Below are 22,955 nucleotides of genomic sequence, written 5' to 3'. Positions count from 1 at the left end.
GTGACGTACAGAACGTACTGGAAATTGCCTGACGCATGAGCAGCGATTCTGAAGAGCCCCGTCGCCCGCGCGAACCGAAGCGACCCTTCAATTTTCAGTCGGCCATCTGGATCGGCGCGCTCGCGGCGCTTGCGGCGGTCTCGGTCGCCCTCTTTTTTCTGCCGTTCCGCCGGGAGACGATCGCGTATCCCGACCTGGCCCGACTGATCTCCGCATCGGCTCGCACCGAGACGGGCGAATACGCGCCGGGCGCCGACGGGCAACTGGTCGTCGAACTCAAGGACGCGCTGGGCGAGCGGAAGGTCCGGTATTCCGATCTTCGTGACGTCGTGGTCGGCGACCGATCGATTACTGGCGTCGTCGATCGCACGCAGATCGAACCGAAGGAAGGGACGCTCGTCGATCAGAAGAACGTCGCCTTCGTCACGGCCAAGTCCGACGCGGACGGCGTCGATCGCGAACTGCAATCGAAGTTCGAAGCCGCCAACTTCTCCGACTGGCGCTGGGACGACGGCCCCAGTCCGTGGAGTTCCTACGGGCCGATGCTGCTCATGACGGCGGTCTTCGTCGGCCTGTTCATCTTCATGATTCGTCGGCTGGGGGGCGCGGGTTCCCCGATGCAGTTCGCGCGGTCGCGCGGCAAGCTCTACGCGCAGGAAGACCTGACCGTCACCTTCAACGACGTCGCCGGCGTCGACGAAGCGGTCGAAGAGGTTCGCGAGATCGTCGACTTCCTGAAGTTTCCCGAGAAGTACCAGAAACTGGGCGGACGCATTCCCAAGGGCGTGCTTCTCGTCGGCCCTCCGGGCACGGGCAAGACCCTGCTCGCCAAGGCCATCGCGGGCGAAGCGGGGGTTCCCTTCTTCTCCCTGTCGGGCAGCGACTTCGTCGAGATGTTCGTCGGCGTCGGCGCCGCACGCGTCCGCGACATGTTCCAGCAGGCGGAAGCCAAGGCGCCCTGCATTCTCTTCATCGACGAGCTCGACGCGCTCGGCAAGAGCCGCAGCGGCCCCCGCTTCGACAGCCACGACGAACGCGAACAGACGCTCAACGCGCTGCTGGTCGAGATGGACGGGTTCAATTCGAACGCCGGCATTATCGTCATCGCGGCGACCAACCGTCCGGAGATTCTCGACCCCGCCCTGCTCCGCCCGGGTCGCTTCGATCGGCACGTGCTGGTCGACCGCCCCGACGTGCGGGGACGCGAGCTGGTTCTGAAGGTTCACGTCAAGAACGTGAAGCTGGCGCCCGACGTCGAACTGCGGCACATCGCTCAGATCACGCCCGGCTTCGCCGGCGCCGACCTGGAGAGCCTCGTCAATGAAGCGACCCTGCTCGCCGCCCGCAAGGGAAAAGAGCAGGTCTCGATGGCGGAGTTCAACGAAGGGGTCGAACGCGTCACCGCCGGTCTCGAAAAGAAGCAGCGGCACATCGACGAAGAGGTCAAGCAGCGCGTCGCCTGTCACGAGGCGGGACACGCGCTCGTCGCCTACTGCCTGCCGAACACGCCGCCCGTGCATAAGGTTTCGATCATTCCCCGCGGCGTCGCGGCGGGCGGCTACACGATGCAGCGCCCCGAGGGCGACCGCTACCTGATGACCAAGAGCGAACTGGAAAGTTCGATCCAGGTGCTGCTCGGCGGAACCGTCGCGGAGGAGATCGTCTACGCCGACGTCTCGACCGGCGCCCAGAACGACCTCGAACGGGCGACCGATCTGGCCCATCGCATGGTCGCCGAGTACGGCATGAGCCGGCTGGGTCGGGTGAACTACTCCGACCAGAACACGTCGCCGTTCCTCGCCGGCGGCGGCGGTCGCGAAGCGATGCGGTCGATCAGTCAGCAGACCGCGCGCGAGATCGACGAAGAGATCCGCCGGATGATCGACGAAGGGGTCGAACGGGTCCGCAAGATCATCCGCATGCGCCGCATCGCCCTCGACGCGTTGACCGCTCGCCTGGTCGAGATCGAAACCGTCGATTCGGACGAGCTCAAGCGGATCATGGACGCGAACCTGCCCGGCCCGCTGGTCGTGCCCGGCACCGAATCGTCCCACCGCCACCCCATCGACATCGTCGAGATCGACCCGGGCATGCACGACGCGGATCGCTCGTCGGGGTGAGAGTTTCGACTTGCTCGCTTTCTAGTAGGGTGGGCCTCGGCCCCCCCCTCTTTGCGGCCTGCGACAGACCTGCAGCATGGCCGCTCGTCAGAAGTCCGGACCGGTGTGCCCGGGTTCACGCTACTGGTCCGACCATCGTTATTCGTCATCCTCTCCTCCGGGCGCGACTGGCTTCGCCAGCGCTTTTCCGGAGACCGGATCGCTCGCGTTTGGCGATCGGCAGACCTTCGGCGCTGGCGGAGCAAGTGGCGCTCGAAACCCTCTGTTCAACGTGACAGACAACGATAAACGAACCACTACGGAACGGAAGAATCGTCGATCAGCGGTCCGCTACTCCGCGAGACGTCGAATGACGGTCGGCGGTTACTCGCGACCGTCGTTTCGAGTCGCTCGCCAGTTGACCGAAGACAGGGCCGGATCCGCCTCGCCGGACGTCCACGCACCCTCCCACTCGTCCTCCCTCAGCAGCCGAAACTCGAACCGGCCGGTCCAGTCGCTGTCAGTGTGCTGCCAAACTCCGGTAAGAACCGAGGGATCGTCGGTCGTGAGTCGACCTTGCACGGCATGCTTCAGCGGGCCGTAGTATCCCCTGAACGTTTGCTTGCCGTCCTGTGCGAGGACGAGCGTGCCGTAGGTAGTATCCCATTCGCCGATCCACGATTCGGCGGCGACGTCGCGGACGGGGTTTCGCGAATCGCCGTCCGTGCGGAATCGCGACAGGACGAATTCCTCCAATTCCAGAATCGGCTCGACCGCTTCGCGGGCACCGCTGGCCTCGTTCAAACCGGCCACGATCGCGTCGAAACGCTCGACCGGCAGGCTCGTCCGCTCCGCGGCGATCGATCGGGCGGCTCGCAACTCTTCGATCAATTCGCACAGCGCGCCGTCATTCCTCGCGATGCGCTCGGCACGACCGAGATGCAGCCCGATCGACAGCGCATCCGAGAGTTTCGCCGTCGATGCCGGCATCGTATCTTCGACGGCGGCGTCGCGAAGGACGGGTTCTCGCTCTGCGCTCGACGCAGGAAGAAGTGCGAAGCCGAACGTCAGTCCGGCGAGGAGGATGGGCTTCATGTACGTACGCATCGAGCTCCTCGGGGCTAGGTGATCGCGTTCCCGCTGCCGCGGGGAACCGGCGTATCGGACGCAGAGATGGACCGAAAAGTTCCCCTCGGAATCCTAAGCGCCGCCCTCCGCCGCAAGCTCGCCCCGCTCAATCGCCGTCGTGGCTGCACATGTCGATGACGGTCGCGAGGCAGAGGATCAGGACGTCGTCTTCTCCTTCGGCGACGTCGATCGTGTACGAATCGCGCAGCGACAGGAGCTTCTTGGAGATCGTCGCGACGACGCGCCCGTCGCGGGTTATGCGGTAGTCGAGGTCGAAGAAGTTCCCTTCGGCATCGAAGTCCCCCTGCGTCTCGTCGACGACGTCGAACGCGTCGCGGAAGAGGGTGAAGATCCGCTTCTTGACCGTCGCGACTCGGGTTCCGCCGCGATAGATGTCGAACGTCTTGCCGATCGCAAGCAGCTTCTGCCTGACCTCGGCCAGGACGTTCCCCTGCATGTCCTTGAAGGTCAGCGCGTCGCCGATCGAGAAGGCGTGCCCGTCGGCGAAGAAGCGCTCCTGTCCCGACTCGTCCTTGATCGTGAAGTCGTCGCCGAACGACACGAAATGCTGCTTCATCACGTAGCGCATGGGCGGCTCCGGGAGGGGTCGACTGCCGAACTGTAGGGCTGGCGCCCTCGCCTGCCAAGAACTGGGGAGCCGCCGCTAGGCAGGCGAAGGCGCCAGCCCTACAGATCATCCCTACGCCAGCAGGTCCTTCACCACATGCCCATGCACGTTCGTCAGGCGGCGCTGGATGCCGTCGTGATAGAACGTCAGGCGTTCGTGATCGATCCCCAGCAGGTGCAGGATCGTGGCGTGCATGTCGTAGGTCGTGACCGGGTTGACGATCGCGGCGTAGCCGATTTCGTCCGTCTCTCCGTAGGCGAAGCCCGGCTTCAGCCCCGCGCCGACGAGGACGTTCGTGAACCCCTGCGGATGATGGTCGCGCCCCCGGCTGAGCGTGCCGCTGCTCGCCTGGGCGTAGGGCGTTCGGCCGAACTCCGTCGTCAGCATCACGATCGTGGAGTCGAGCAGGCCGCGGGCCTTCAGATCGCTGATCAATCCGGTCAGCGGTCGGTCGACGCGAAGGGCCTCGCCCGTGTGGCTCTTGTAGCCGTTCCCGAGGATGTTCTCATGGGCGTCCCAGGAGACGCCGTCGCCGGTCCAGATCTGCACCGTCCGCACGCCCCGCTCGATCAGCCGCCGCGCGGCGAGACAGTTCCGCCCCACGTCCTGCGTCTCCGTCCGATCGAGCCCGTAAAGCTTCTGCACGTGCTCCGGCTCGGAGGCGAGATCCATCGCCTCGGGAATCGCCTGCTGCATCCGCGCGGCCAACTCGTAGCTGCGAATCCGCGCCACCAGCGGATCGGTCTCGACCTGCTCGGCCAGATGCTGCTCGTTCAGCTTCTTGAGCAGATCCAGTCGTGCCCGCTGGGTCGCTTCGCTGACGTTCTTCGACGGGCGCAGATCGTGAATCGGCGTCTCGCCCCGGGTGTCGAACGGCACGCCCTGGTGCTCGGCGGGGAGGAAGCCGTTGGTCCAGTTAAACGCGCCGCCCGCAGCGTTCGGGATGCCGCGGACGTCGGGCAATACGACGAAGCTGGGCAGGCTTTCGTTCTCCGATCCCAGGCCGTAGGAGAGCCACGCTCCCATCGTGGCGAAGCCCATCTGCCGGAATCCGGTGTTCGCCTGAAAAATCGCGGGGATGTGGTTCGCGCTTTCGGCGACCATCGAGCGCACCACCGTCAGTTCGTCCGCGACGGTCGCCAGTTCCGGGAAGAGTTCGGAGATCCACAGCCCGCTCTGCCCGCGCTGCTTAAATTCATAGTGGGGCTTATGCAGCCGCCCCGCCTTGCCCATGAAGGGGTCGGCCTTGCCGAAGCTTTGCGGCATCTCCTTGTCATGGAACTTCGTCAGCTCGGGCTTGCGATCGAACGAGTCGATGTGGCTCAGTCCCCCGCCCAGGAAGATGTGGATGATCTGCTTCGCCGTCGCCGGATGATGCAGTCCGGCAAAGGCCGAGGCGCCTGACGAATCGTCGGCCAGCAGTCCGTCGCGCGCGAACAAGCCCGACAGCGCCATCGCGCCGACGCCCATCGCGGCGTCCTTCAGGAAGTCGCGGCGGACGACGCCGGTTTCGTTCGAATTCCGAATATTCATGGCCGCAGTCCGGCGTCAGTCGACGTAGAGAAACTCGTTCGTGTTGAACAGCGTCAGGCAGAACTGAGCCAGTCCGCCCTCGGAGACGAACTCCCGGGCCAGCTTCGCTTCCTCCGGCGACGGCGCGCGAGCGAGCGCCAGACGATAGGCCGTCTCGACCTGACGAGTCGGATCGTCGCCCGCTTCGCTGCGAATCCGTTCGGCGAACGCCTCGCCGCATTGTTCGACCGCCGGATCGTTGAACAACGAGAGCGCCTGCAGGGGCGTCACCGTCTTCGACCGCACCGGCGCCATCACGCTCGGCTCGGGGCAGTCGAGCGACAAGAGCAGCGGATGGTTGCCCGACCTCGCCCAGAGGCGATAGATCGTCCGGCGATTGACGGCGGGGCCGAACTCGCCGGTGGGATTCGTGAACTCGGTGTTGGCGGCGACGTTGATCTTCACGTCGCGATACGACTCTCCGCCGATGCGCAGGTTCAGCGCCCCGGCGACCAGCAGCGACGCGTCGCGCACCTCCTCCCCTTCGAGCGGGCGCGAACGGAAGCGCCAGAGCAGCGAGTTCGCTGGATCGATCTTCTGCGCCGATTCGCTTCTTACGTTCGACGCCTGACGGTACGTCGCCGACGTGACGATCAGCCGGTGAAGATCCTTCACGTCCCAGCCGTCGTCTCGGAATCGTGCCGCGAGCCAGTCGAGCAGTTCCGGATGGCTCGGCTCCGCCCCGTTGAACCCGAAGTCGCTCGGCGTGGCGACGATGCCGCGCCCGAAGTGATAGCCCCACACGCGATTCACGAAGACCCGTGCCGTCAGAGGATTTCGCGGATCGACCAGCCACTCGGCCAACTTCGCCCGGCGCTCGTTCTCCGGCGCGTTCCCGGGCAGATCGAACTCGTCCGACAGGCCGACGTGCGCGAACGCGGACAGTCCGCTTGGCATGACCTTCTTCGTCGGCGTCCGATGGTCGCCGCGCGCGAGGACATGAAAAACGTCCGGCTGCTTCAGAGCGGGAACGTGCAGCTTGCCGGAGAAGGTCAGCCGTTCCGCCCGGGCGTGAAGACGGTTCTGGCGATCTAGCGCATGCTCGAAAGCCGTTCGTTCCTCCTTCGAGGCGCGGTCGAGCAGCGCCTCGATCGGTTCTCCGCCGCCGACCGATTTCGATTCGCTGCGGAAGTTCCCCGCGATCTCCTCCGCCGACAGGGCCCGGGCGTAGAGCGCGACGAGGCCGAACTTTCCTTCCCACTTCCGGTCGCCGCTGAACTCGTCGCCGAGGCCCAGACGAAAGCTGTCGTCCCAGTTCGACAGGTCCCCGTCGAACCGCTTCTCCGCAACCTGGACGCCGTCGACGTAGATTCGACCGACGCCTCCCGCAAAAACGAAGACGACGTGCGTTCGCCGCTCCTTCACGCCGCCGCCCGGCGAAGTGAGCGAAGGCAGGCCGTTCCCGTCGGTTTTCGTCGTTCGCAGGCGCACGTCGAACTTGTCGCCCTCCTGGCCGAGCGTGAAGTTCCGGCGACCTGAGTCGGCTGAGAGCGTCACGATTCGCGCCGGTCCGCTCTGGTTCGTCTTCGCCGGCTCGATCCAGGCCTCCAGCGTGAAGGCGTTCGCCCGCTTCGCCGCGGCGACGAACTTCGCGGGAGGTTCCGCGGTCGCGTACCGCGGCTTCGCGTCGCCGGTCGCCAGCGGAGCGCCCCCCTTCGACAGATCGGCCACCGTGCCCGAGGCATCTCCTTCGAACCGGTAGAGCGCCAGCAGCGCAGGGTCGAGCGTCGCCGCAGGTTCCTTCGCATACTTTTCGCGAAGCTCGCGCTCGAGTTTCGCGACCTCGTCGCGTGCCGGCTGCAACTGTTTCTGTATCTCGGCCAGTTCGTCGGCGTCGAGCGCCATCGAGCCGACGCCCCGCTCTTCGAGTTCCTGATGCACGCCCCCCAGCAGCGCAGCGACGCGGTAGTAATCTTCCTGCGCGATGGGGTCGAACTTGTGGTCGTGGCAACGAGCGCAATTGATCGTCAGGCCGAGGTAAGCCTGACCGAACGTGCCGACCAGATCTTCCAGATGATCCCAACGCGCCGCGACGCGCATCGGCGGCGATCCTTCGTAGTGACCGACCTGGTCCCAGGTTCCGACGACGTGGTAGCCCGTCGCGACGAGGGCGTCGAAGTCGCCGGGATACAGGACGTCGCCCGCGATCTGACGCTTCGCGAATTCGTCGTAAGGCAGGTCGCGGTTGAACGCGCTGACGGTCCAGTCGCGGTAGCGCCAGGCGTTCTCGCGGATGCGGTTGCGTTCGAAGCCCTGCGACTCGCCGAAGCGGACGACGTCGAGCCAATGCCGGGCCCAGCGTTCGCCGTAGCGGGGCGACGCGAGCAGTCGTTCGACCAGCCGTTCATACGCGTCGACCGAATCGTCCGCGACGAAGCGAGCGACGTCGCTCGCATCCGGCGGCAGGCCTGTCAGATCGAACGAAAGCCGGCGGATGAGCGTCCGACGATCGGCCTCCGGCGCGGGAGCCAGGCCCCGCTCTTCGAGTTTCGCGAGCGTGAAGCGATCGATCGCGTTTCGCGTCCAGTCGGTCTGCCGGACCGTCGGCGGCGCGGGTCGCTCGATCGGTTGCAGAAAGCGCCAGTCGTACCCCGCGCGGCGATCAGTCGTCTGGGCGAAGGGATCGATCGACTTGCCGCCCCACTTCGCCCCCTGTTCGATCCAGGCGCGAAGCGTCCTCTTCTCCTCGTCGGACAGCGCCGGGCGATCCTTCGGCATCTCGTCCGATTCGACGTTCTGCCAGACCAGGCTGCCGTCCGGATCGCCGGCGACCAGGACGTCTCCGCTTTCGCCCGCATAGGCCGTCGCCTTCTGCGACAGGTCGAGCTTCCCTTCCTGCGTCGCGCCGCCGTGACATTCCAGACAATGCTGCGACAGGATCGGGGCCACCTGCGCGTCGAAGTCGATCCCCTCGCCTCCCGACGCTTCCGCGGAGCCGAAACAGCAAGCCGCCACGAGAAGGAGGCGCCCCGCCGCGAAGGCGAACGCCGACCGCTTCTCTTGAACCGGCAAGTCAGCGGAAAACGGAACGATCCGGAGCATGCGGATCCTCGAAGCGAGAACGGCGGGAGAGCGGGTGGCCGGGAGAAGAAGGCTCAGCCAGAAAAGAACGACGGCGAGCTGTACCAGTTGGTCGCCTCCGTCGGATTCGTTTCAGCATAGCAGGCGGCGACCGCTTTCGATCGATTCTCGCTGTTCGATCGGACGCGTCGAACCGTTCGAGCGGATTGCAACGCGTCCGAAGCCGAAGGATGATGGCGTCTCCGCCGCGGCGCCTTTTGCGGCTCGCGATCTACCCTTCGCCCATTCCCTCCCCTGGAGTCGCTCCTGATGAATCGCCCCTTCGCCGCGCTTGCGAGCGCAGCAGTCGCCGCCCTCCTCGTGACCGGATCGCCCGTCGTCGCCGCCGAGTCGGAAACGATCCAGCTCTTCAACGGCAAGGATCTCTCAGGCTGGACGCAGAAGAACGGCACCGCCACTTACAAGGTGGAAGAAGGCGCCGTCCTCGGCACCACGAACGAGGGGAGCCCGAACTCGTTCCTCTGCACGAACGAGGAATACGCGAACTTCGACCTGACCTTCGAGGTGAAGGTCGACGACGCGCTGAATTCCGGCGTTCAGATTCGCTCGCGCAGCCTGCCTGACAAGGACAACGGTCGCGTCCACGGCCCGCAGGTCGAAATCGCCACCAACGGCACCGCCGGCTTCATCTACGGCGAAGCTCTCGGAACCGGCTGGCTGACCGACGAAAACGGCGACATGAAGGACGAAACGAAGCGGGCGGCCTTAAAGAAGGGCGAATGGAACAAGTACCGCGTCGTCGCCGACGGCAAGTCGATCAAGACCTGGATCAACGACGTTCCCGTCGCCGACCTGGTCGACGAAAAGTCGGGCCACGAGACCGGCTTCATCGGCCTGCAGGTCCACGGCATCGGCAAGGGCCAGGGACCCTACGAAGTCCGCTGGCGCAACATCACGCTGAAGAAGCTGTAACGATCGGTCCAGTCTTCATCGTCATCTGTGCCATGCCACGTCGCGCCAGCAGGTTGGGCGTGTAAAGTTGGGCCGGCCCTGAACATGCCCACGCTTCCTTCGAAGAGGTGGGCATGGCGCTCAGAACCGCGAACGATTGATTTCGCCCCGTCCTGCCCGTCGACGCGAACCTGATCGAAGCCCGTCGCGTCCTGAACGCGGCGGGCTTTTTTTCGTTCGCTTTCCCGCACGAGTTCGCTTCCTCGGGCCGATCCCGCAGGCGGCAGATTTTCCCGGTCGCGGTCGCTTTTCCGACGCCTTGCGAAACCGGAAAAATGTGTTAAAAGTTCGATTCTGTCGCCCGAATTCGACGAAACCTTCTCTGCCGGCTCGCGGCAGCGGTTCCCTCGAAATCGGCGGCGCCACCTCGTTCGCGACGATTCTCGGGCGGTTAGCTCAGTTGGTTAGAGCGCCACGTTGACATCGTGGAGGTCACAAGTTCGAGTCTTGTACCGCCCATTCCTGCGACCCGTCGAAGCATCCGTTTCGACGGGTTTTTTCGTGCGACGTTCGTGATCGCGGCAGGGCCGAGGTCACTCGGGGCGGCCGTACTCGATGGGGGTCCGGCCCGGGCCCATGCCGACGTCGATCCAGTCGAGCCAGCCCGGAACGCGACAGGCACGTACCTGATACTCCTCGCCCTGACGCGCCTTCTCCAGCCAAAGCGCGGGCCCGCCTTCCCATGCGGCGACCTCCTCCGGCTTCGCGAGCCGCCAGGTCCCCCTCAACCATTTCTCGGGCGCGTCATCGCGGGCGACCTTCCAGAGGTAAGTCCCGTCCTCGTCGATCGTAAGCGATCCCGACTCGAACTGAGCGTCTTCGGTTCGAATGACGACGCGGGAGCCGTCGGTCGTCTGCGTGCGCGAGCCGCGGTTCGCCGAACGCAACAGGAACGTTCCGAAGTAATCCTCCGCCTTCGGCGGCGGTCCGTAGTTCGCCTCGATGGCCGAAGCGATGTGCACGGAGTACGCCCCGATCGCGTGCAACTGATTCGAGAACTCGAGGTCGGAAAGAAAGTTCGTCCCGCGCGATTTGACGTGGTCACGAATCGAAGCCAGCACGGCGTCGCGATCCGGACGGGCGAACGGATCGCCGTCGCCGAACGCGCGCTTCGCGTAGGCCAGCACGTCCTCCTTCGACAGCAGGCCCGTCCCGACGGCGATCGGCTTTCCGCCTAGCCCGGGCGGCGGCGTCGCGGGTCCCGGCTTCGGCGGACCGTCCGGCGAAGAGGGTACGTTCGGCGAAGGCAGGGGCGTCGCCTGCGGTCGACGCAGATCCGACAGAGCGTAAGCGATCTCAGGTCCTTCGGGAAAAAACTGGCTGGGCTTCTCGTGAATGAGAATCTGTTTGCCTTCGCCTAGCCGGCGAATCACGATTCCGCGTTCCCAGGCGACCGGAACGGAGCCGCCGACCTTGTATTCGATGGTTTCGCCAGGTCGGTAATCCTGCGCCCCCGCCGGCGCCACGGCCCAAAGGAGCGCCGCCGCGGTCAGCCCTGAAACGAGCGCGGTCCTGCGCCCAGTTCTCGTCGTGATCATCTTCCAGCGCTCCGAACGAACTGCCGTGGCCGCGATAGCGACCGCGAAGCGTCCTGAGCGTAGCGACGCATCCAAGAACATCAATCCGGCGAAGCAGGCGCCGATGCTTTATTATCGCGAACCTCGCGACCGGACCGGATCCTTGGGGAAACCGGTAGCCGCTAGGGCCAGCGTGTCGGTTGCGACCAGCGATATCGGCCAGCGAAGCGGGTTCCGTCCGGGACCGAAATCCTACGCGAGGATCTCTTTCACGACGCGTCCGTAGACGTCGGTCAGGCGGAAATCGCGTCCGGCGTAGCGATAGGTCAGGCGCTCATGATCGAGGCCGAGCAGGTGGAGGATCGTCGCATGCAGATCGTGCATGTGGACCTTCCCCTGGATCGCACGATGGCCGAACTCGTCGGTCTGGCCGAAGGAGAAGCCCGGCTTGACCCCGGCGCCGGCGAGCCAGGTGGTGAAGCCTTCCGGATTGTGATCCCGGCCCGTTCCGTTCGACTGGGAGTAGGGCGTTCGGCCGAATTCGCCGCCCCACCAGATGAGCGTGTCGTCCAGCAGTCCGCGACGCTTCAGATCGGCGAGCAGTCCGGCGACCGGGCGATCGACGGCCTTGGCATGGTCGGCGTGCTTCGGCAGGTTGGAATGCTGATCCCAGGCAGGATTCGCCGAATCGTCGCCGTACGTGACCTGGATATATCGCACCCCTGACTCGGCGAGCCGCCGGGCGAGCAGGCAGCGACGACCGAAGTTGTCGGTCTCTTTCGTGCCGATGCCGTAGAGGCCGAGCGTCTCTTCCGACTCGTCCGCGAAGTCGAAAATCTCCGGCGCGTGCGACTGCATACGCCAGGCCAGATCGTACGACTCGATCACGGCCTCGATCTCCCGGTCGCCCGGTCGCGCGGCGAGCTGCGCCCGATTGAGTTCCTGAAGCAGCTCGAGCTCTTCCTGCCGCGACGGGTCGGCGGCATGCCTGGCCGCGAGATTGGCGATGGCGTCCTTCGCGGCCGGAGCGCCTGCCTTTCCGAGCGCCTCGCCCTGGTAGGTCGGCGGCAGGAAGGCGTTGCCGTAGTTCCGCGGCCCGCCGTTGCCGCCCGAGGGGGCGATGCTGACGAAGCCGGGGAGGTTTTCGTTCTCGGTCCCGAGGCCGTAGTAGATCCAAGATCCGATCGACGGTCGGACGAACTGCGTCGAACCGCAATGCAGAAACAGGGTCGCCGGGCCATGCGCGACGCCTTCGGTATGCATCCCCTTCAGAAAGCAAAGATCGTCGGCATGCTCGCGAATCTCCGGGAACAGATCGCTGACCCACGCGCCGCTCTGACCGTGCTGGCGGAAGTCCCACTGCGGTTTCATGATCCGCTGTTCGCTGGCGACGACCTCCCCCTTGTTGGCGATCTGGCGGGAGTCGAAGAAGCTGTGCTTCTGTCCGTCGCGTTCGATCAGGGTAGGCTTGTAGTCGAACGAATCGACGTGGCTCGGCCCCCCCTGCATAAAGATAAAGATCACCCGCTTCGCCTTCGGGGCGAAGTGCGGCAGGGGGAGCGCCTCACGGACGGACGAGGTCGCTTCGTTCGCGACTGCGCCACGGTTCTGCGCCGCCAGGGCCGACGCGGCGAGCCAGCCGAATCCGCAGGCCGATCGACTCAACGCCTCGCGACGGGAGAGCGTGGGATAGCCGTTCATGGCGAGATTCCTGAAGCGATGTCGGGCGGGATTTCGGGGCGGGCGGGCGTTCGAAGTTAGTAGGTCCGGCGGAAGTCGGCGCTGGCGAAGAGCGCCCGGCAGAAGGTCGTCCACCGGGCGACATCTTCAGCGCGGGAGGTTTCGGTTTCGGTTTCGGTTCCGACGCCGACGAACGACCGCGCGGCAGAGGCTTCCGCCTCCAGCGGGCTTCGTCCGAGAGCGCTCCGATAGAGGCCTTCCAATCGAGCGTCGAATCCGGTCGCGTCCGTCACGAGCCGTTTGGCCGTCGCCTGCGCCTGCTGGGCGACGAACTCGTCGTTGAGCAGGTAGAGCGCCTGCGCCGCGGAGGCGCTCTTGGATCTTCGCCCGGTCACCGCGCTGGGATCCGCGCCGTCGAAGATCTTCACGATCTCCGGCGTCGAATTGCGAAGCTGCGGCAGGTAGATCGTGCGGCGGTCGCTCACGGCGACGTAATCGTAGTCCGCGGAAACATTGGGCCGGAGCTCGGTCCCGAAGCGGGCGCGATCCAGCCGACCTGCGACGAAGAGCATCGAATCGCGAAGCGTCTCGGCATCGGTCCGCTTCAGGTTCGCCCGACGAATCAGGCGATTCTCTGGATCGGCGGCTTCGGCAGCGGGGTCGACCGCGCTGCTCATGCGATACGTTCGCGACAGGACGATCTCCCGCACGAGTTCCTTCGTCGACCAGTCGCTTTCGTGCAGTCGGCTCGCGAGGTAGTCGAGCAGTTCGGGATGGCTCGGCAGCTCGCCGGAGGCGCCGAAGTTGTCGGGACTGGCGACGATGCCTTCGCCGATCAGCCAGAACCAGACCCGATTGGCATAGACCCGAGCGGGAAGCGGATTCGCGTCGGACGCCAGCCACTCGCCCAGTTCGCGGCGCCCGCTCTGATCCTTCGGAAATTCCGGCATCGGGCCGCTCGTGGCGACCTGCAGGAAGCCCCGGGGCGCCACCTCTCCCAGGTTGTGCGGCATGCCGCGAACGCGGATACGCGCGTCGCCGATCTTGTCGCTCGGGAACTCGCGGACCGACATCGCGATCGGACGCTTCGGCAGCGAAGTCTGATGAGCCTTCAGATTCGCCTCATGCTGTTTCAGCGTCGCGCGGAGTTCCGCCGCTTCCTGTTGAGCCTGTGCGGCCGCCGTGTCGGCTTCGGGCGCCGGTGCGATATCGGAGCTCGAGTCGAGCGGCAGAAACTGCACCGCGTCGACGACGACGTGGCCGTCGGTCGCCTCGTTCGAGACGAGCACGAAGCTCTGGCCGTCCTTCTCGAAGCGGAACGTTCCGAGCGAGACGAACGCGCCGTCGAGCGGCGGATCGCGACGCTGGTCGACCAGGATCGTCTTCTCGCCCTCCGCGCTGAACACGGTCACTGGAACGTTCGTCGCGCGGTTCGGACCGGTGGTATAGGCCAGCCGGACTTCGTAGTGGCCGGGCGTCGGCAGCTTCGCAGTCAGCGTCAGCGTCTTCTCGCCCTTGCCGACGTTCTCGTCGTGCAGATACCCCTCGCCGACGTAAGGCTTCGAATAGCTCGACGACGTCCAGATGCCGACCTGCTTCGCCGAGACGTCGTCGATGACCACCCCCGCGAGAGCGCCAGGCGAGAGGTTGCCGTCCGAAGGCCGAGCGCCTTTCGTCAGCGCCGCTAACTGTTTTTTCGCGTCGTCGACGAGCGACTGGAGGCGCTTCGTCTCCGCCTCATGAGCGGCGAAGCGGGCCTCGTCTTCCGCGGGCAGCGGGAGCGGGTTCTCCGTCCAGCCCGAAACGTTGGAATGGACCAGCGTCTGCGTGTTGAGCAGGATGCCCGCCATCGCGTAGTAATCGTGCGTCGGGATCGGGTCGAATTTATGATCGTGGCACCGGGCGCAGCCGATCGTCTGGCCGAGAAACGCCTTGCCGAGCGTGTCGACCTGCTCGTCCGCCGCGTCGAGATCGAGGGCCTTCTTATCCTGCTCTTCGAGGTTCTTGTTCCCCATCACCAGGAACGACGTCGCGATCTGGCGCCGCCGCCTTTCTGCGAGCGTATCAGCGGGCATCAGATCGCCGGCGACATGCTCCGCAAGCACGCGATTCCAGGAGCGATCTTCGTCGTAGGATTCGATCACGTAATCGCGAAAGCGCCAGGCTTCGTGAAAGACCAGGCCGCGGAGCGTCATCGATTCGCCGTAGCGCACGACGTCGAGCCAGCGCCTGGCGAAACGCTCTCCGTAGGCAGGCGAGGCGAGCAGACGATCGACCAGCCGCTCCCACGCGTCGGGAGCTTCGTCGGCCACGAACGCGTCGATCTCTTCGGGCGTCGGCGGCAGGCCGGTCAGATCGAGCGAGAGCCGGCGGATCAGCGTCGCGCGGTCGGCCTCCTCCGCGGGCGCGATGCCCTCCTGCTCCAGCCGGGACAGGACGAAGCGGTCGATGCTCGTCGCGGGCCAGTCGACGCGCTGAACGTCGGGAGGAGGCGGATCGACGATCGGACGGTACGACCAGAAGTTTCGTCCCGCTTCCAGATCGATGGTCGCCGCCTGCGGCGTTCCGCCTGAGCCGACCCGCGGATCGACGGCGCCCCGGCGGATCCAGTCCGTCAGCGAGGCGATCGCGGCGTCGTCGAGCTTGCCGTCGGGCGGCATCTGCAGATCAGGCTCGTCGTACTCGATCGCGCGGACGAACAGGCTCTCTTCGGGTTTGCCCGCGACGATCGTCGGTCCCGAGTCTCCGCCGACCGCCCAGCCGCTTCGCGAATCGAGGACCAGGCCACCGCTCGCTTCGCCCGACTCGTGACTGTGGCACTCGTAGCAGTGCGCGACCAGCAGCGGCTGGATCGTCTTCTCGAAGAACGCCTGTTCGGCGGCGTCGATTTTTCCAGGTTCAGTCTCCGCTGGCTCGGCGCCGATCGACGGAGCGACTGCGCCCCACAGCAGCGCCGCGGCCGCGAAACGGGCGCAGATCGACCACGGAACCTTCCGGGCTGAAACCACGGAAAGTCGAACGGTGACAGGCGATTGCAGCTTCTTGGAACCCAAGCGAACCTCCCTGAGAGCGCCGACAGATCTTCATGATTCCATTGATCGTCGCCGATCGCAAGCGGAAAGGCTTCCGGCTTTCGCTTCAGACTCAATTAACGGGGCAACCCTTCCCGTTAAAGCTTCGCCCGCTTGCGAAACCTTCATCTTCGCCGGCTTCGGACGACCGAGGGAGCGACCGTGCGGCGGCATCTGGTTGACGCTCCCTCAGGGGACCGATAGTTTGAACGCCGTTTCAAGGGCCGGACGAGACCGCAGTCGTTCGCCGAATCGTTCGGCGCTCTCGCCTCGTCGATGCCGTTTTCGTCAGAGCTGACGAGCGTCGCGGCCCCTTCGCTTCTAAAGCCGCGCTTCGAAAGCCGCTGGCTTCTGAAGCCCCCCCGCTCCTGAAGGATGTGCGAGCACGATGAACCGACCGGCGAAGCGACCTGTGATGCTCATCGTTCGCGACGGTTGGGGGCACAATCCCTCGCATGAATGGGACCGCGCGAACGCCGTCCATCTGGCGAACAAGCCGGTCGACGAACGCCTCCGGGCCGAATTTCCCTGGGTTCAGATCCATACCTCGGGCGAAGACGTCGGCCTGCCGGTCGGCGTGATGGGCAACAGCGAGGTCGGCCATCAGAACATCGGGGCAGGCCGGATCGTCGATCAGGAGATCATGCGAGTCACGCGAACGATCCGCGACGGTTCGTTCTTCACGAACGAAGCGCTGATGGGCGCGCTGGAACACGCCGCGCGGACGGGGGGCTCCTTCCACCTGATGGGGCTCTTCTCCGACGGGCGCGTTCATAGCGACCTGGAACATGCGTTCGCGGTCATCGATCTGGTCAAGGAAGCCGGCTTCCCGGGCGATCGCTTCTTCGTCCATGCGATTCTCGACGGGCGCGATACATCTCCCTTCGGCGGCATCGGTTTCATTGAGCAGATCGAGCAGCGCCTGAAGGAGGCGGGCGTCGGACGCGTCGCCGACGTGATCGGTCGCTTCTACGCCATGGACCGCGACTATCGCTGGGAACGCGTCGAGCAGGCCTATCGCCTCTTCACGCAAGGTTCTTCGCGAACGGCGAAGACGCCCCGCGAAGCGATCCAGGCCTACTACGACGCGCCGACGGACACCAGCCGCAACGGCGACGAGTTCGTGCTGCCGACCAGCATCTGTCCCAACGGGGAGCTGGATCCGGCGCAAACGATCCGCCCGGGCGACTCGGTCTTCTTCTTCAACGTCCGCGGCGATCGCCCGCGCGAGATCATCAAGGCCTTCGTCCTGTCCGACGAAGAGTGGAAGGAGATCAAGAACGGCGGCTTCGATCGCGGCGAACGACTGGACAATCTCTACTTCGCCACGATGGCGGAATATGAGAAGGATCTGGACGTTCACGTCGCCTTTCGTCGTCCGCCGAAGATGGCCAACATCCTGGGCGAGTACCTCGCGAACCAGGGCCTGCAACAGTTCCGCTGCGCCGAATCGGAGAAGGCGCCGCACGTCACGTTCTTCTTCAACGACTATCGCGAAAGCCCCGAGGGGCCGACCCGCGCGGACGAACCGATCCAGGGCGCCTTCCCGGGCGAGACGCAGCTCGAAATCCCTTCGCCGAAGGAAGTGCCGACGTACGACAAGAAGCCGGAAATGTCGGCCGACGCCGTGACCGAGGCCGTGCTGGCGGAACTGCAGGTCGATCGCCAGGACGTCTACATCGTCAACTTCGCCAACGGCGACATGGTCGGTCACACCGGCTCGATCGAGGCGACGGTCAAGGCGGTGGAGACCGTCGATCGCTGCGTCGGCCTGCTGGTCGACGACGTCCTCGCCCGGGGCGGGGCGGCGCTGGTGACCGCCGATCACGGCAACGCCGAACAGATGATCGACCCCGCGACGCAGCTCCCGCACACGGCGCACACGACGTTCGACGTCGACCTGATCGTCGTCGACGCGGCGAGCAAGGGGAAGAAGCTCCGCGAGGGAGGCCGTCTGGCCGATGTCGCCCCGACGCTGCTCGATCTGCTCGGCCTGCCCAAGCCCGCCGAGATGACCGGCGAGAGCCTGATCGTCGGGTAACTAACCCGGCGGCGCTGCTGATCGACAGGGCGTCGACGCTCGTAGGGCTGGCGCCCTCGCCTGCCACGGACGCTGGTTTCCGCTGCGATGGCAGGCGAGGGCGCCAGCCCTACGAATGGGCGAAGCAAGCTCACGCCCACGGCGAAAGAAAAGTGTCGCCTTCCTGAGTGGACAGCGCCTATCGTTCATTCGGCGGGGATAATCGCCGGCCCAGGCGTCGAAGTCGAAATCCTAGGCTCCTCGACTCTCGACAGGCCCACGACGACCGCGCGCCCCCGCCAGGCGACGTCGCCCTTTTTTTCGTACACCTAAGCGAACGACAGACCTGCTACTGAATGGCGAGCGGGGGACGTCAGTCCTCCGAGTCCGTCGATCGAGCGAAGAGCGAGCGAGGCAGTTCGGGGTACTTCGGAAACGATAGCGGCCTGAAGTCCGCTATCCGAACTCGGGGGACTGGCGTCCCCCGCTCGCCCGAAAGAGAAAGCGACCCGATTCGTCGCTGACGGCGAGATAGTCGCGGCGTCAGCGCGCTCGGATCGTGCCGGACTTACTTCGGCTTGACGATGACCGTCGCCTTGACGATCTTCGCTTCCTGACGCGGACGATCGTTGGCGTCGGTCGGCAGTTCGCCGATCTTCTTCACCACGGCCAGGCTCTCTTCGTTCGCCGTCTTGCCGAAGACCGTGTACTGCCGGTCGAGGTGCGGCACGCGCTCCAGGCAGAGGAAGAACTGCGACCCCGCGGAGTTCGGGTCGCTCGTGCGGGCCATCGACAGCGTGCCCGGTTCGTGCGGCTTGCTGTTGAACTCGGCGTCGATTTCGTAGCCGGGACCGCCCGTGCCGCGCCCCTGCGGGCAGCCGACCTGGACCATAAACCGCTTGATCACGCGGTGAAAGATGATCCCGTCGTAGAAGCCCGACCGGGTCAGGCCGATGATGTTCAGGCAGTGTCCCGGCGCGACGTCGGGATAGAGATCGCACAGGATCGTGCCCTGATTGGTCTCGAGCGAGATCTGATAGGTCTGGGCGTCGAAGTCGACGTCCTCGGTCGCCTTGTCCACCTGGGAGCGATAGTTCTTTTCGGCCACCGTCGCGGTCCTTTCGAGTTGAGCGGGAGAACGCGGGATTCTAGCTTCTCGCGTCCGGACGGTCAGCCCGTCGAAGCGCCCTTCCGCCCGGGCCCCTCTTCCTTCGCCGCGCGGGCGTAGAGGTCGAGATCGGGTCGCTCGTTGACGTAGGCGAAGATTTCGCGGATCTGCCCGTACCCGTAAGACAGCAGAAAGCCCGAGAGCCTGCCGAACGATTTCGCGCCGACGACGTAGAAGTCGGCCTCCGGATGAAGCAGGGCATCGCTTTCGCAGAACCGAAGTCTGCTCTCGTACGTGTTCGCCAGGCCGTCGAGCAGCGACGCCGCAAGCCGCGTCGGGCCGTCCGTCGCCGTGTCGAGTTTCAATTGACACTCGCCAGCGAACGACCAGTCGGGGCGATAACCGACGAAGGCGAGCACGACATCGAACGACCGACGCTCTTCGAAGCGTTCCGGAAACGCATGACGTCCGACGAAGCGAAGGTTCAGTCGACCCTCCTCGCCCAAGCGGATTTCTTCGACCGCGATGTCGGAAACGAACGAGAGCCAGGGCGCCGACTTCGCCAGTTCGTTCGCCCGCGAAAGGATCTCGCCTCGCGGACCCTCCATGTCGCTGGGGACGAGACGGTAAGGTTCGCGGGAGTCATCGGACCGGATCGACAGCGGTCCGCCGCGCGCGATCCAGACGCAGCGAAACTCCGGATCGAGAGCCGCGACTTCGGCCAGCTTCGCGATCTGGCGCGCGGCAGAAAGCTCCGTCCCGATCAGCAGCACGTTCGTCCCGCGCGGCAGGGCCGTCAGTTCCTCGTCGCTCAGAATCATCCGACCGATGCGATCCGCCGCCGCACGTTCGCCGATCGCCGGCGCTCCGCCCGGACCGATGCCGAGCGGCTGCGACAGCACGCCGGACGCGTCGATCACGGCGTCGAAGTAATCGACGCTTTCCTTCCCCTCGGCGTCGATCGCCACCACCCGCAGCGGCTCGTCGCGGCGCTCTTCGTCGCCGTCGAAGTCGATCTGCAGGCCTTCGACGTCGGTCTTGATGTACGTGAGTCGGGAGACGTCGGTGACTCGCGTCCGCAGACGAAAGCAGTCGACCAGCAGATCGCTGCTGGCCAGCGGAACGAGATACTGATCGAGCCACTCCTGTGCCGTATGCATCGCCTCCGGCGTCGGCAGTTCGACGTTTTCGTCGTGCGCTCGCAACGCCTGCCTGCCCAGCGGCGTGGAGTTCTCGCCGAACGGCGTCACGAGTTCGACGTGGCTCCACCGGCGAACGTGTTCGCAGATCTCGCCCTGGTCGTAGATCGCGACCTCGAAACCCAGATAGCGTGCGTAGAGCGCGGCTTCGAGTCCGATAGGGCCCGCGCCGATGACGGCGAATCTCGCCGGGGGTTCGATAGCCATGCGTCAGCGAATCAGCGAACGTGCGAAAGGAACATCGACTCGCGATGTTATCTCACGGCGCCCGGTCGGTCGAAGGGGGCGTATCGTCCGGCGAAGCAGGAACCACCGGATAGATTTCCCACGCGGGCTGACCCTGTTCGCCCATCGGCGGGCCGACGACCGCCGGCGGCGAGAGAACGCCCCCCTCCATCAGGAAGGCGAAGTTCTCCCGCGTGACGATCGGAAACGGAAAGCCGTAATTGCCGGGCGAGCGGTACCGTTCGATCTCGCCCCAATGGACGTAAACGTACGCGATCCCCTCGGCGTTCAGCTTCATTCGCAGCGCCTCGGTATCGCCGTTCGCCTCGTCAAGCCAGACCTGCAGCGGGCACTCATCGAAGCAGGTGTGATAGACGACGGGAACCGTATAGTCGAACGCCCGGGCGTCGCCGATCGCGAGCGCCGTGCCTTCCTTCACGTTGGCGTTCAACCACTGCACCGCCGGCGGAATGCGGGGCTCAACGCCTTCGATCCGGTCGCCGACGCGAAGCCGATCGAGCGGTTGCAGAAGGCGCTCGTCGACGAAGCTGAACCCGATCACGACCAGGCACCAGGCGAGACCGAGCCAGAACGCGACCTGCCGGATCGACCGTTGAATCGACGACCGTCCGGCGGCGAAGCCGACCCCGGCCGTGACAGCGAGCAGCGGATACGTCGGCACGAAGAAACGCTCGATCCGATGCGTCATCAGCCAGAAGAGCAGGAAGAACCCGCCCGCCAGCGCCGCGAAGATCCAGACCGGTCTCGGCGGACGCTTCGCGAGAGCCAGCGCGACGAGCCCCAGCGGCACGAGGGGGCTCGCGCCCGAAGTCGCCATCAGCCAGGGCCAGGCCGACGCGGCGAGACTCAGCGGCGACCAGCGCTGCCACGCCGTCTCGCCCGGCACGCGATGCGCCCGCGCCCAGTTCACTTGCAGATCCTCTCGCCAGCCTGCATCGCCGAAGACCGACGTCGCCAGGGGGAAGACGGGATTCCCGTAGAGCGCCGCGTTCTTGACGTACCATCCCCCGCCGAAGATCAACGCGACGACGCACGCGATCGCTGTCGCCTTCCAGAAGTTTGTACGTTGGGAAATCAGCCTTCCCCCGGCGTCGGATTCTGCCCGTGTGCCATGGCTGGCTTGTCCAGCCGTGCTTTCCGGAACCTGCGATTCGGTCGTCGATTTCAATCCTTCGGGTTCGACAGCGGTCGAACCAGCTTCCCTCCTCCGTCGCGTTGCGATCACGAAGCAGACGACGTGCAGCACGAGCAGCGGTCCGCCGATCAGCGGCAGCGCGGGATACTTGCAGGCGCACGCCGCGCCGAAGAACGCGCCCGTCACAGCCGCCCAGCGCAGCGCAGGCGTCGCCCGCAGATGCCACAGTCCCACGGCGGAAGGGAGGCGCTCGGCGTCCTTATCCGCATCTTCGAACCACGTCCGAAACGCGGCCCACGCCGCGGCCAGAAAGTAGACCCCCCAGACATGATCGACCAGGCCGCTCGTCCCGACGGACCAGAGCCACGGAACGGCGAGCGCGGTCCAACCGGCGAAGAGCCCTGCCCCTCTTCCTGCGAGACGTCCCGCGATCGATGCGGCCAGCAGACTGGCCAGCGGAATGAACAGAGCCAGGATCGATTTCCCGACCAGCGCTCCGCGCCACCATCCTCCTTCGCCGCCGGATGAATCCATGCCGCCGGAGTCCATTCCCCACAGCACGAACATCTCGGCGCCTTGCGGCATGGCGCCGTAGATATTGCCGTCCGTGCGGCCCATCCCTTCGGCATGCCACGCATTCGGAATCGGGAAGTGGTACTCGAGCACGTCGAACTCGTACGGCGGCAACGCGCCGAGCAGCAGCGCGAGAACCGTCGCCGGCAGCCCCAGGGTCAACCACAGACTGACGGGGAACTCCGGTCGCGTCGGCGGGCTCTGCGGAGGTCGCTCGCGAAAGCGCTTCCGCATCCCTGCGATCGACGCGGCCACCGAAAATGGCAGCAGGCCCAGCGTCAGAACGAAGCTCCACCCCGGCTGGCCCACCGCGCCGAGCAGGGTCGACAGAAAAGTGACCAGCGAAAGCGTCGCCAGCCCCAGAACCATCGCCAGCGAACAGGTTTCGACCTCGCCCAGCTCCCGGCGACGAAATCCGAACATCAGAGCGCCCAGGCCGACGCTCCCCGCGAACGTCAATGCGACCAGCACGTGCCCCGCGAGGAACAGTCGTTCCGAAAGCGCCGGCCAGCCTCCGTTCGCGTTCAGGGCCCCTCCGAGCGTCGCGGGAAGATTCCCCATCGCGATGGCGGAGAAGACCCATCGCGGAATCGCCAGCCCCTCGACGTCCGTACGAAACGGCAAAGCCAGAAAGATCGTCAAAGTCAGCGTCAACGCCGCGAGCGTGGCGCCGGTTCGCCAGCTATAGTTGAACGCCGCCGACGAAACCGGTTTCGGCTGCGCGGCCGAAGCGTTCGGCTGCAAGCCCGGCTGCGGCCCGGTCGGCTGCGAAGCAGGCGCCTGCGGACGGTGCGGTTTCGGTTTCGCCTTGCGAGACAAACGCGTCCTTCCTTCGGATGCTCGAACCGCGACGGTTTCGCGATCCACAGGGCCTCAGAATACGCCGCCCGTCGCGGATCGCACACTGGCCGCGACAGTCGCTTCCCCCTCTCTCCTTCCCGACGATC

The 22,955-nt window shown here is 65.5% G+C and carries 13 protein-coding genes and 1 tRNA gene; 4 read left to right on the top strand and 10 right to left on the bottom strand.

What is annotated here, in order from left to right:
* The first annotated feature begins 35 nt into the window (after nt 1-35).
* Nucleotides 36-2,120: an ATP-dependent zinc metalloprotease FtsH gene (gene ftsH, locus SH602x_RS14685; protein ID WP_479473019.1), complete on the top strand. Its 2,085-nt coding sequence runs from the start codon at nt 36-38 to the stop codon at nt 2,118-2,120.
* Nucleotides 2,121-2,483: 363 nt separating this feature from the next.
* Here the strand turns inward: ftsH and SH602x_RS14680 are convergent, their stop codons facing one another.
* The 4 genes from SH602x_RS14680 to SH602x_RS14665 form a co-directional block, all read right to left on the bottom strand.
* A complete protein-coding gene (locus SH602x_RS14680) occupies nt 2,484-3,194 on the bottom strand; it encodes a hypothetical protein (protein ID WP_479473018.1) in 711 nt (236 codons plus the stop codon).
* A 139-nt stretch (nt 3,195-3,333) separates the two neighbouring features.
* Nucleotides 3,334-3,816 (bottom strand): LURP-one-related/scramblase family protein, encoded by a 483-nt coding sequence (locus SH602x_RS14675; protein ID WP_479473017.1) that lies wholly within the window; start codon nt 3,814-3,816, stop codon nt 3,334-3,336.
* A gap of 111 nt (nt 3,817-3,927) precedes the next feature.
* Complete coding sequence (locus tag SH602x_RS14670) at nt 3,928-5,388, bottom strand: DUF1501 domain-containing protein (RefSeq protein WP_479473016.1); 1,461 nt, start codon at nt 5,386-5,388, stop codon at nt 3,928-3,930.
* 15 nt (nt 5,389-5,403) lie between these two features.
* Nucleotides 5,404-8,469: a DUF1553 domain-containing protein gene (locus SH602x_RS14665; protein ID WP_479473015.1), complete on the bottom strand. Its 3,066-nt coding sequence runs from the start codon at nt 8,467-8,469 to the stop codon at nt 5,404-5,406.
* 288 nt (nt 8,470-8,757) lie between these two features.
* On the opposite strand from SH602x_RS14665, the gene SH602x_RS14660 reads away from it, so the two are divergent.
* Nucleotides 8,758-9,420 (top strand): 3-keto-disaccharide hydrolase, encoded by a 663-nt coding sequence (locus tag SH602x_RS14660; protein WP_479473014.1) that lies wholly within the window; start codon nt 8,758-8,760, stop codon nt 9,418-9,420.
* 424 nt (nt 9,421-9,844) lie between these two features.
* Nucleotides 9,845-9,918 (top strand) — tRNA-Val (locus SH602x_RS14655).
* Nucleotides 9,919-9,992: 74 nt separating this feature from the next.
* Here SH602x_RS14655 and SH602x_RS14650 read toward each other — a convergent pair.
* The 3 genes from SH602x_RS14650 to SH602x_RS14640 form a co-directional block, all read right to left on the bottom strand.
* Nucleotides 9,993-10,997, bottom strand: coding sequence for a hypothetical protein (locus tag SH602x_RS14650; protein WP_479473013.1), 1,005 nt, complete (start codon nt 10,995-10,997; stop codon nt 9,993-9,995).
* Nucleotides 10,998-11,228: 231 nt separating this feature from the next.
* Entirely contained in the window at nt 11,229-12,677 is a 1,449-nt protein-coding gene (locus tag SH602x_RS14645) for a DUF1501 domain-containing protein (RefSeq protein WP_479473012.1), read from the bottom strand.
* A gap of 56 nt (nt 12,678-12,733) precedes the next feature.
* Nucleotides 12,734-15,709, bottom strand: coding sequence for a DUF1553 domain-containing protein (locus SH602x_RS14640; RefSeq protein WP_479473011.1), 2,976 nt, complete (start codon nt 15,707-15,709; stop codon nt 12,734-12,736).
* Nucleotides 15,710-16,115: 406 nt separating this feature from the next.
* Here SH602x_RS14640 and gpmI point away from each other — a divergent pair, with 406 nt between their 5' ends.
* Nucleotides 16,116-17,768 carry a 2,3-bisphosphoglycerate-independent phosphoglycerate mutase gene (gene gpmI, locus SH602x_RS14635; protein ID WP_479473010.1) on the top strand — a complete coding sequence of 551 codons (1,653 nt, stop codon included), beginning with the start codon at nt 16,116-16,118 and terminating at the stop codon, nt 17,766-17,768.
* 547 nt (nt 17,769-18,315) lie between these two features.
* On the opposite strand, the gene SH602x_RS14630 is transcribed toward gpmI, so the two are convergent.
* The 3 genes from SH602x_RS14630 to SH602x_RS14620 form a co-directional block, all read right to left on the bottom strand.
* Nucleotides 18,316-18,855 (bottom strand): peptidylprolyl isomerase, encoded by a 540-nt coding sequence (locus SH602x_RS14630; protein ID WP_479467637.1) that lies wholly within the window; start codon nt 18,853-18,855, stop codon nt 18,316-18,318.
* 62 nt (nt 18,856-18,917) lie between these two features.
* Nucleotides 18,918-20,261 (bottom strand): hypothetical protein, encoded by a 1,344-nt coding sequence (locus tag SH602x_RS14625; RefSeq protein WP_479473009.1) that lies wholly within the window; start codon nt 20,259-20,261, stop codon nt 18,918-18,920.
* Between the two features lie 52 nt (nt 20,262-20,313).
* Entirely contained in the window at nt 20,314-22,827 is a 2,514-nt protein-coding gene (locus SH602x_RS14620; RefSeq protein WP_479473008.1) for a hypothetical protein, read from the bottom strand.
* Nucleotides 22,828-22,955: the final 128 nt, after the last annotated feature.

The sequence above is a fragment of the Lignipirellula cremea genome (genome assembly GCF_056501455.1).
The sequence above is the reverse complement of the archived record's forward strand: the minus strand, read 5'-3'. Positions and strand labels throughout refer to the sequence as shown.

Excerpts from the sequence above, each read along its gene's own strand:
- gpmI (WP_479473010.1), top strand. The coding sequence starts at position 16,116 with ATGAACCGACCGGCGAAGCGACCTGTGATGCTCATCGTTCGCGACGGT.
- SH602x_RS14625 (WP_479473009.1), bottom strand. The coding sequence starts at position 20,261 with ATGGCTATCGAACCCCCGGCGAGATTCGCCGTCATCGGCGCGGGCCCT.
- ftsH (WP_479473019.1), top strand. The coding sequence starts at position 36 with ATGAGCAGCGATTCTGAAGAGCCCCGTCGCCCGCGCGAACCGAAGCGA.
- SH602x_RS14680 (WP_479473018.1), bottom strand. The coding sequence starts at position 3,194 with ATGAAGCCCATCCTCCTCGCCGGACTGACGTTCGGCTTCGCACTTCTT.
- SH602x_RS14645 (WP_479473012.1), bottom strand. The coding sequence starts at position 12,677 with ATGAACGGCTATCCCACGCTCTCCCGTCGCGAGGCGTTGAGTCGATCG.
- SH602x_RS14660 (WP_479473014.1), top strand. The coding sequence starts at position 8,758 with ATGAATCGCCCCTTCGCCGCGCTTGCGAGCGCAGCAGTCGCCGCCCTC.
- SH602x_RS14650 (WP_479473013.1), bottom strand. The coding sequence starts at position 10,997 with ATGATCACGACGAGAACTGGGCGCAGGACCGCGCTCGTTTCAGGGCTG.
- SH602x_RS14675 (WP_479473017.1), bottom strand. The coding sequence starts at position 3,816 with ATGCGCTACGTGATGAAGCAGCATTTCGTGTCGTTCGGCGACGACTTC.
- SH602x_RS14665 (WP_479473015.1), bottom strand. The coding sequence starts at position 8,469 with ATGCTCCGGATCGTTCCGTTTTCCGCTGACTTGCCGGTTCAAGAGAAG.
- SH602x_RS14670 (WP_479473016.1), bottom strand. The coding sequence starts at position 5,388 with ATGAATATTCGGAATTCGAACGAAACCGGCGTCGTCCGCCGCGACTTC.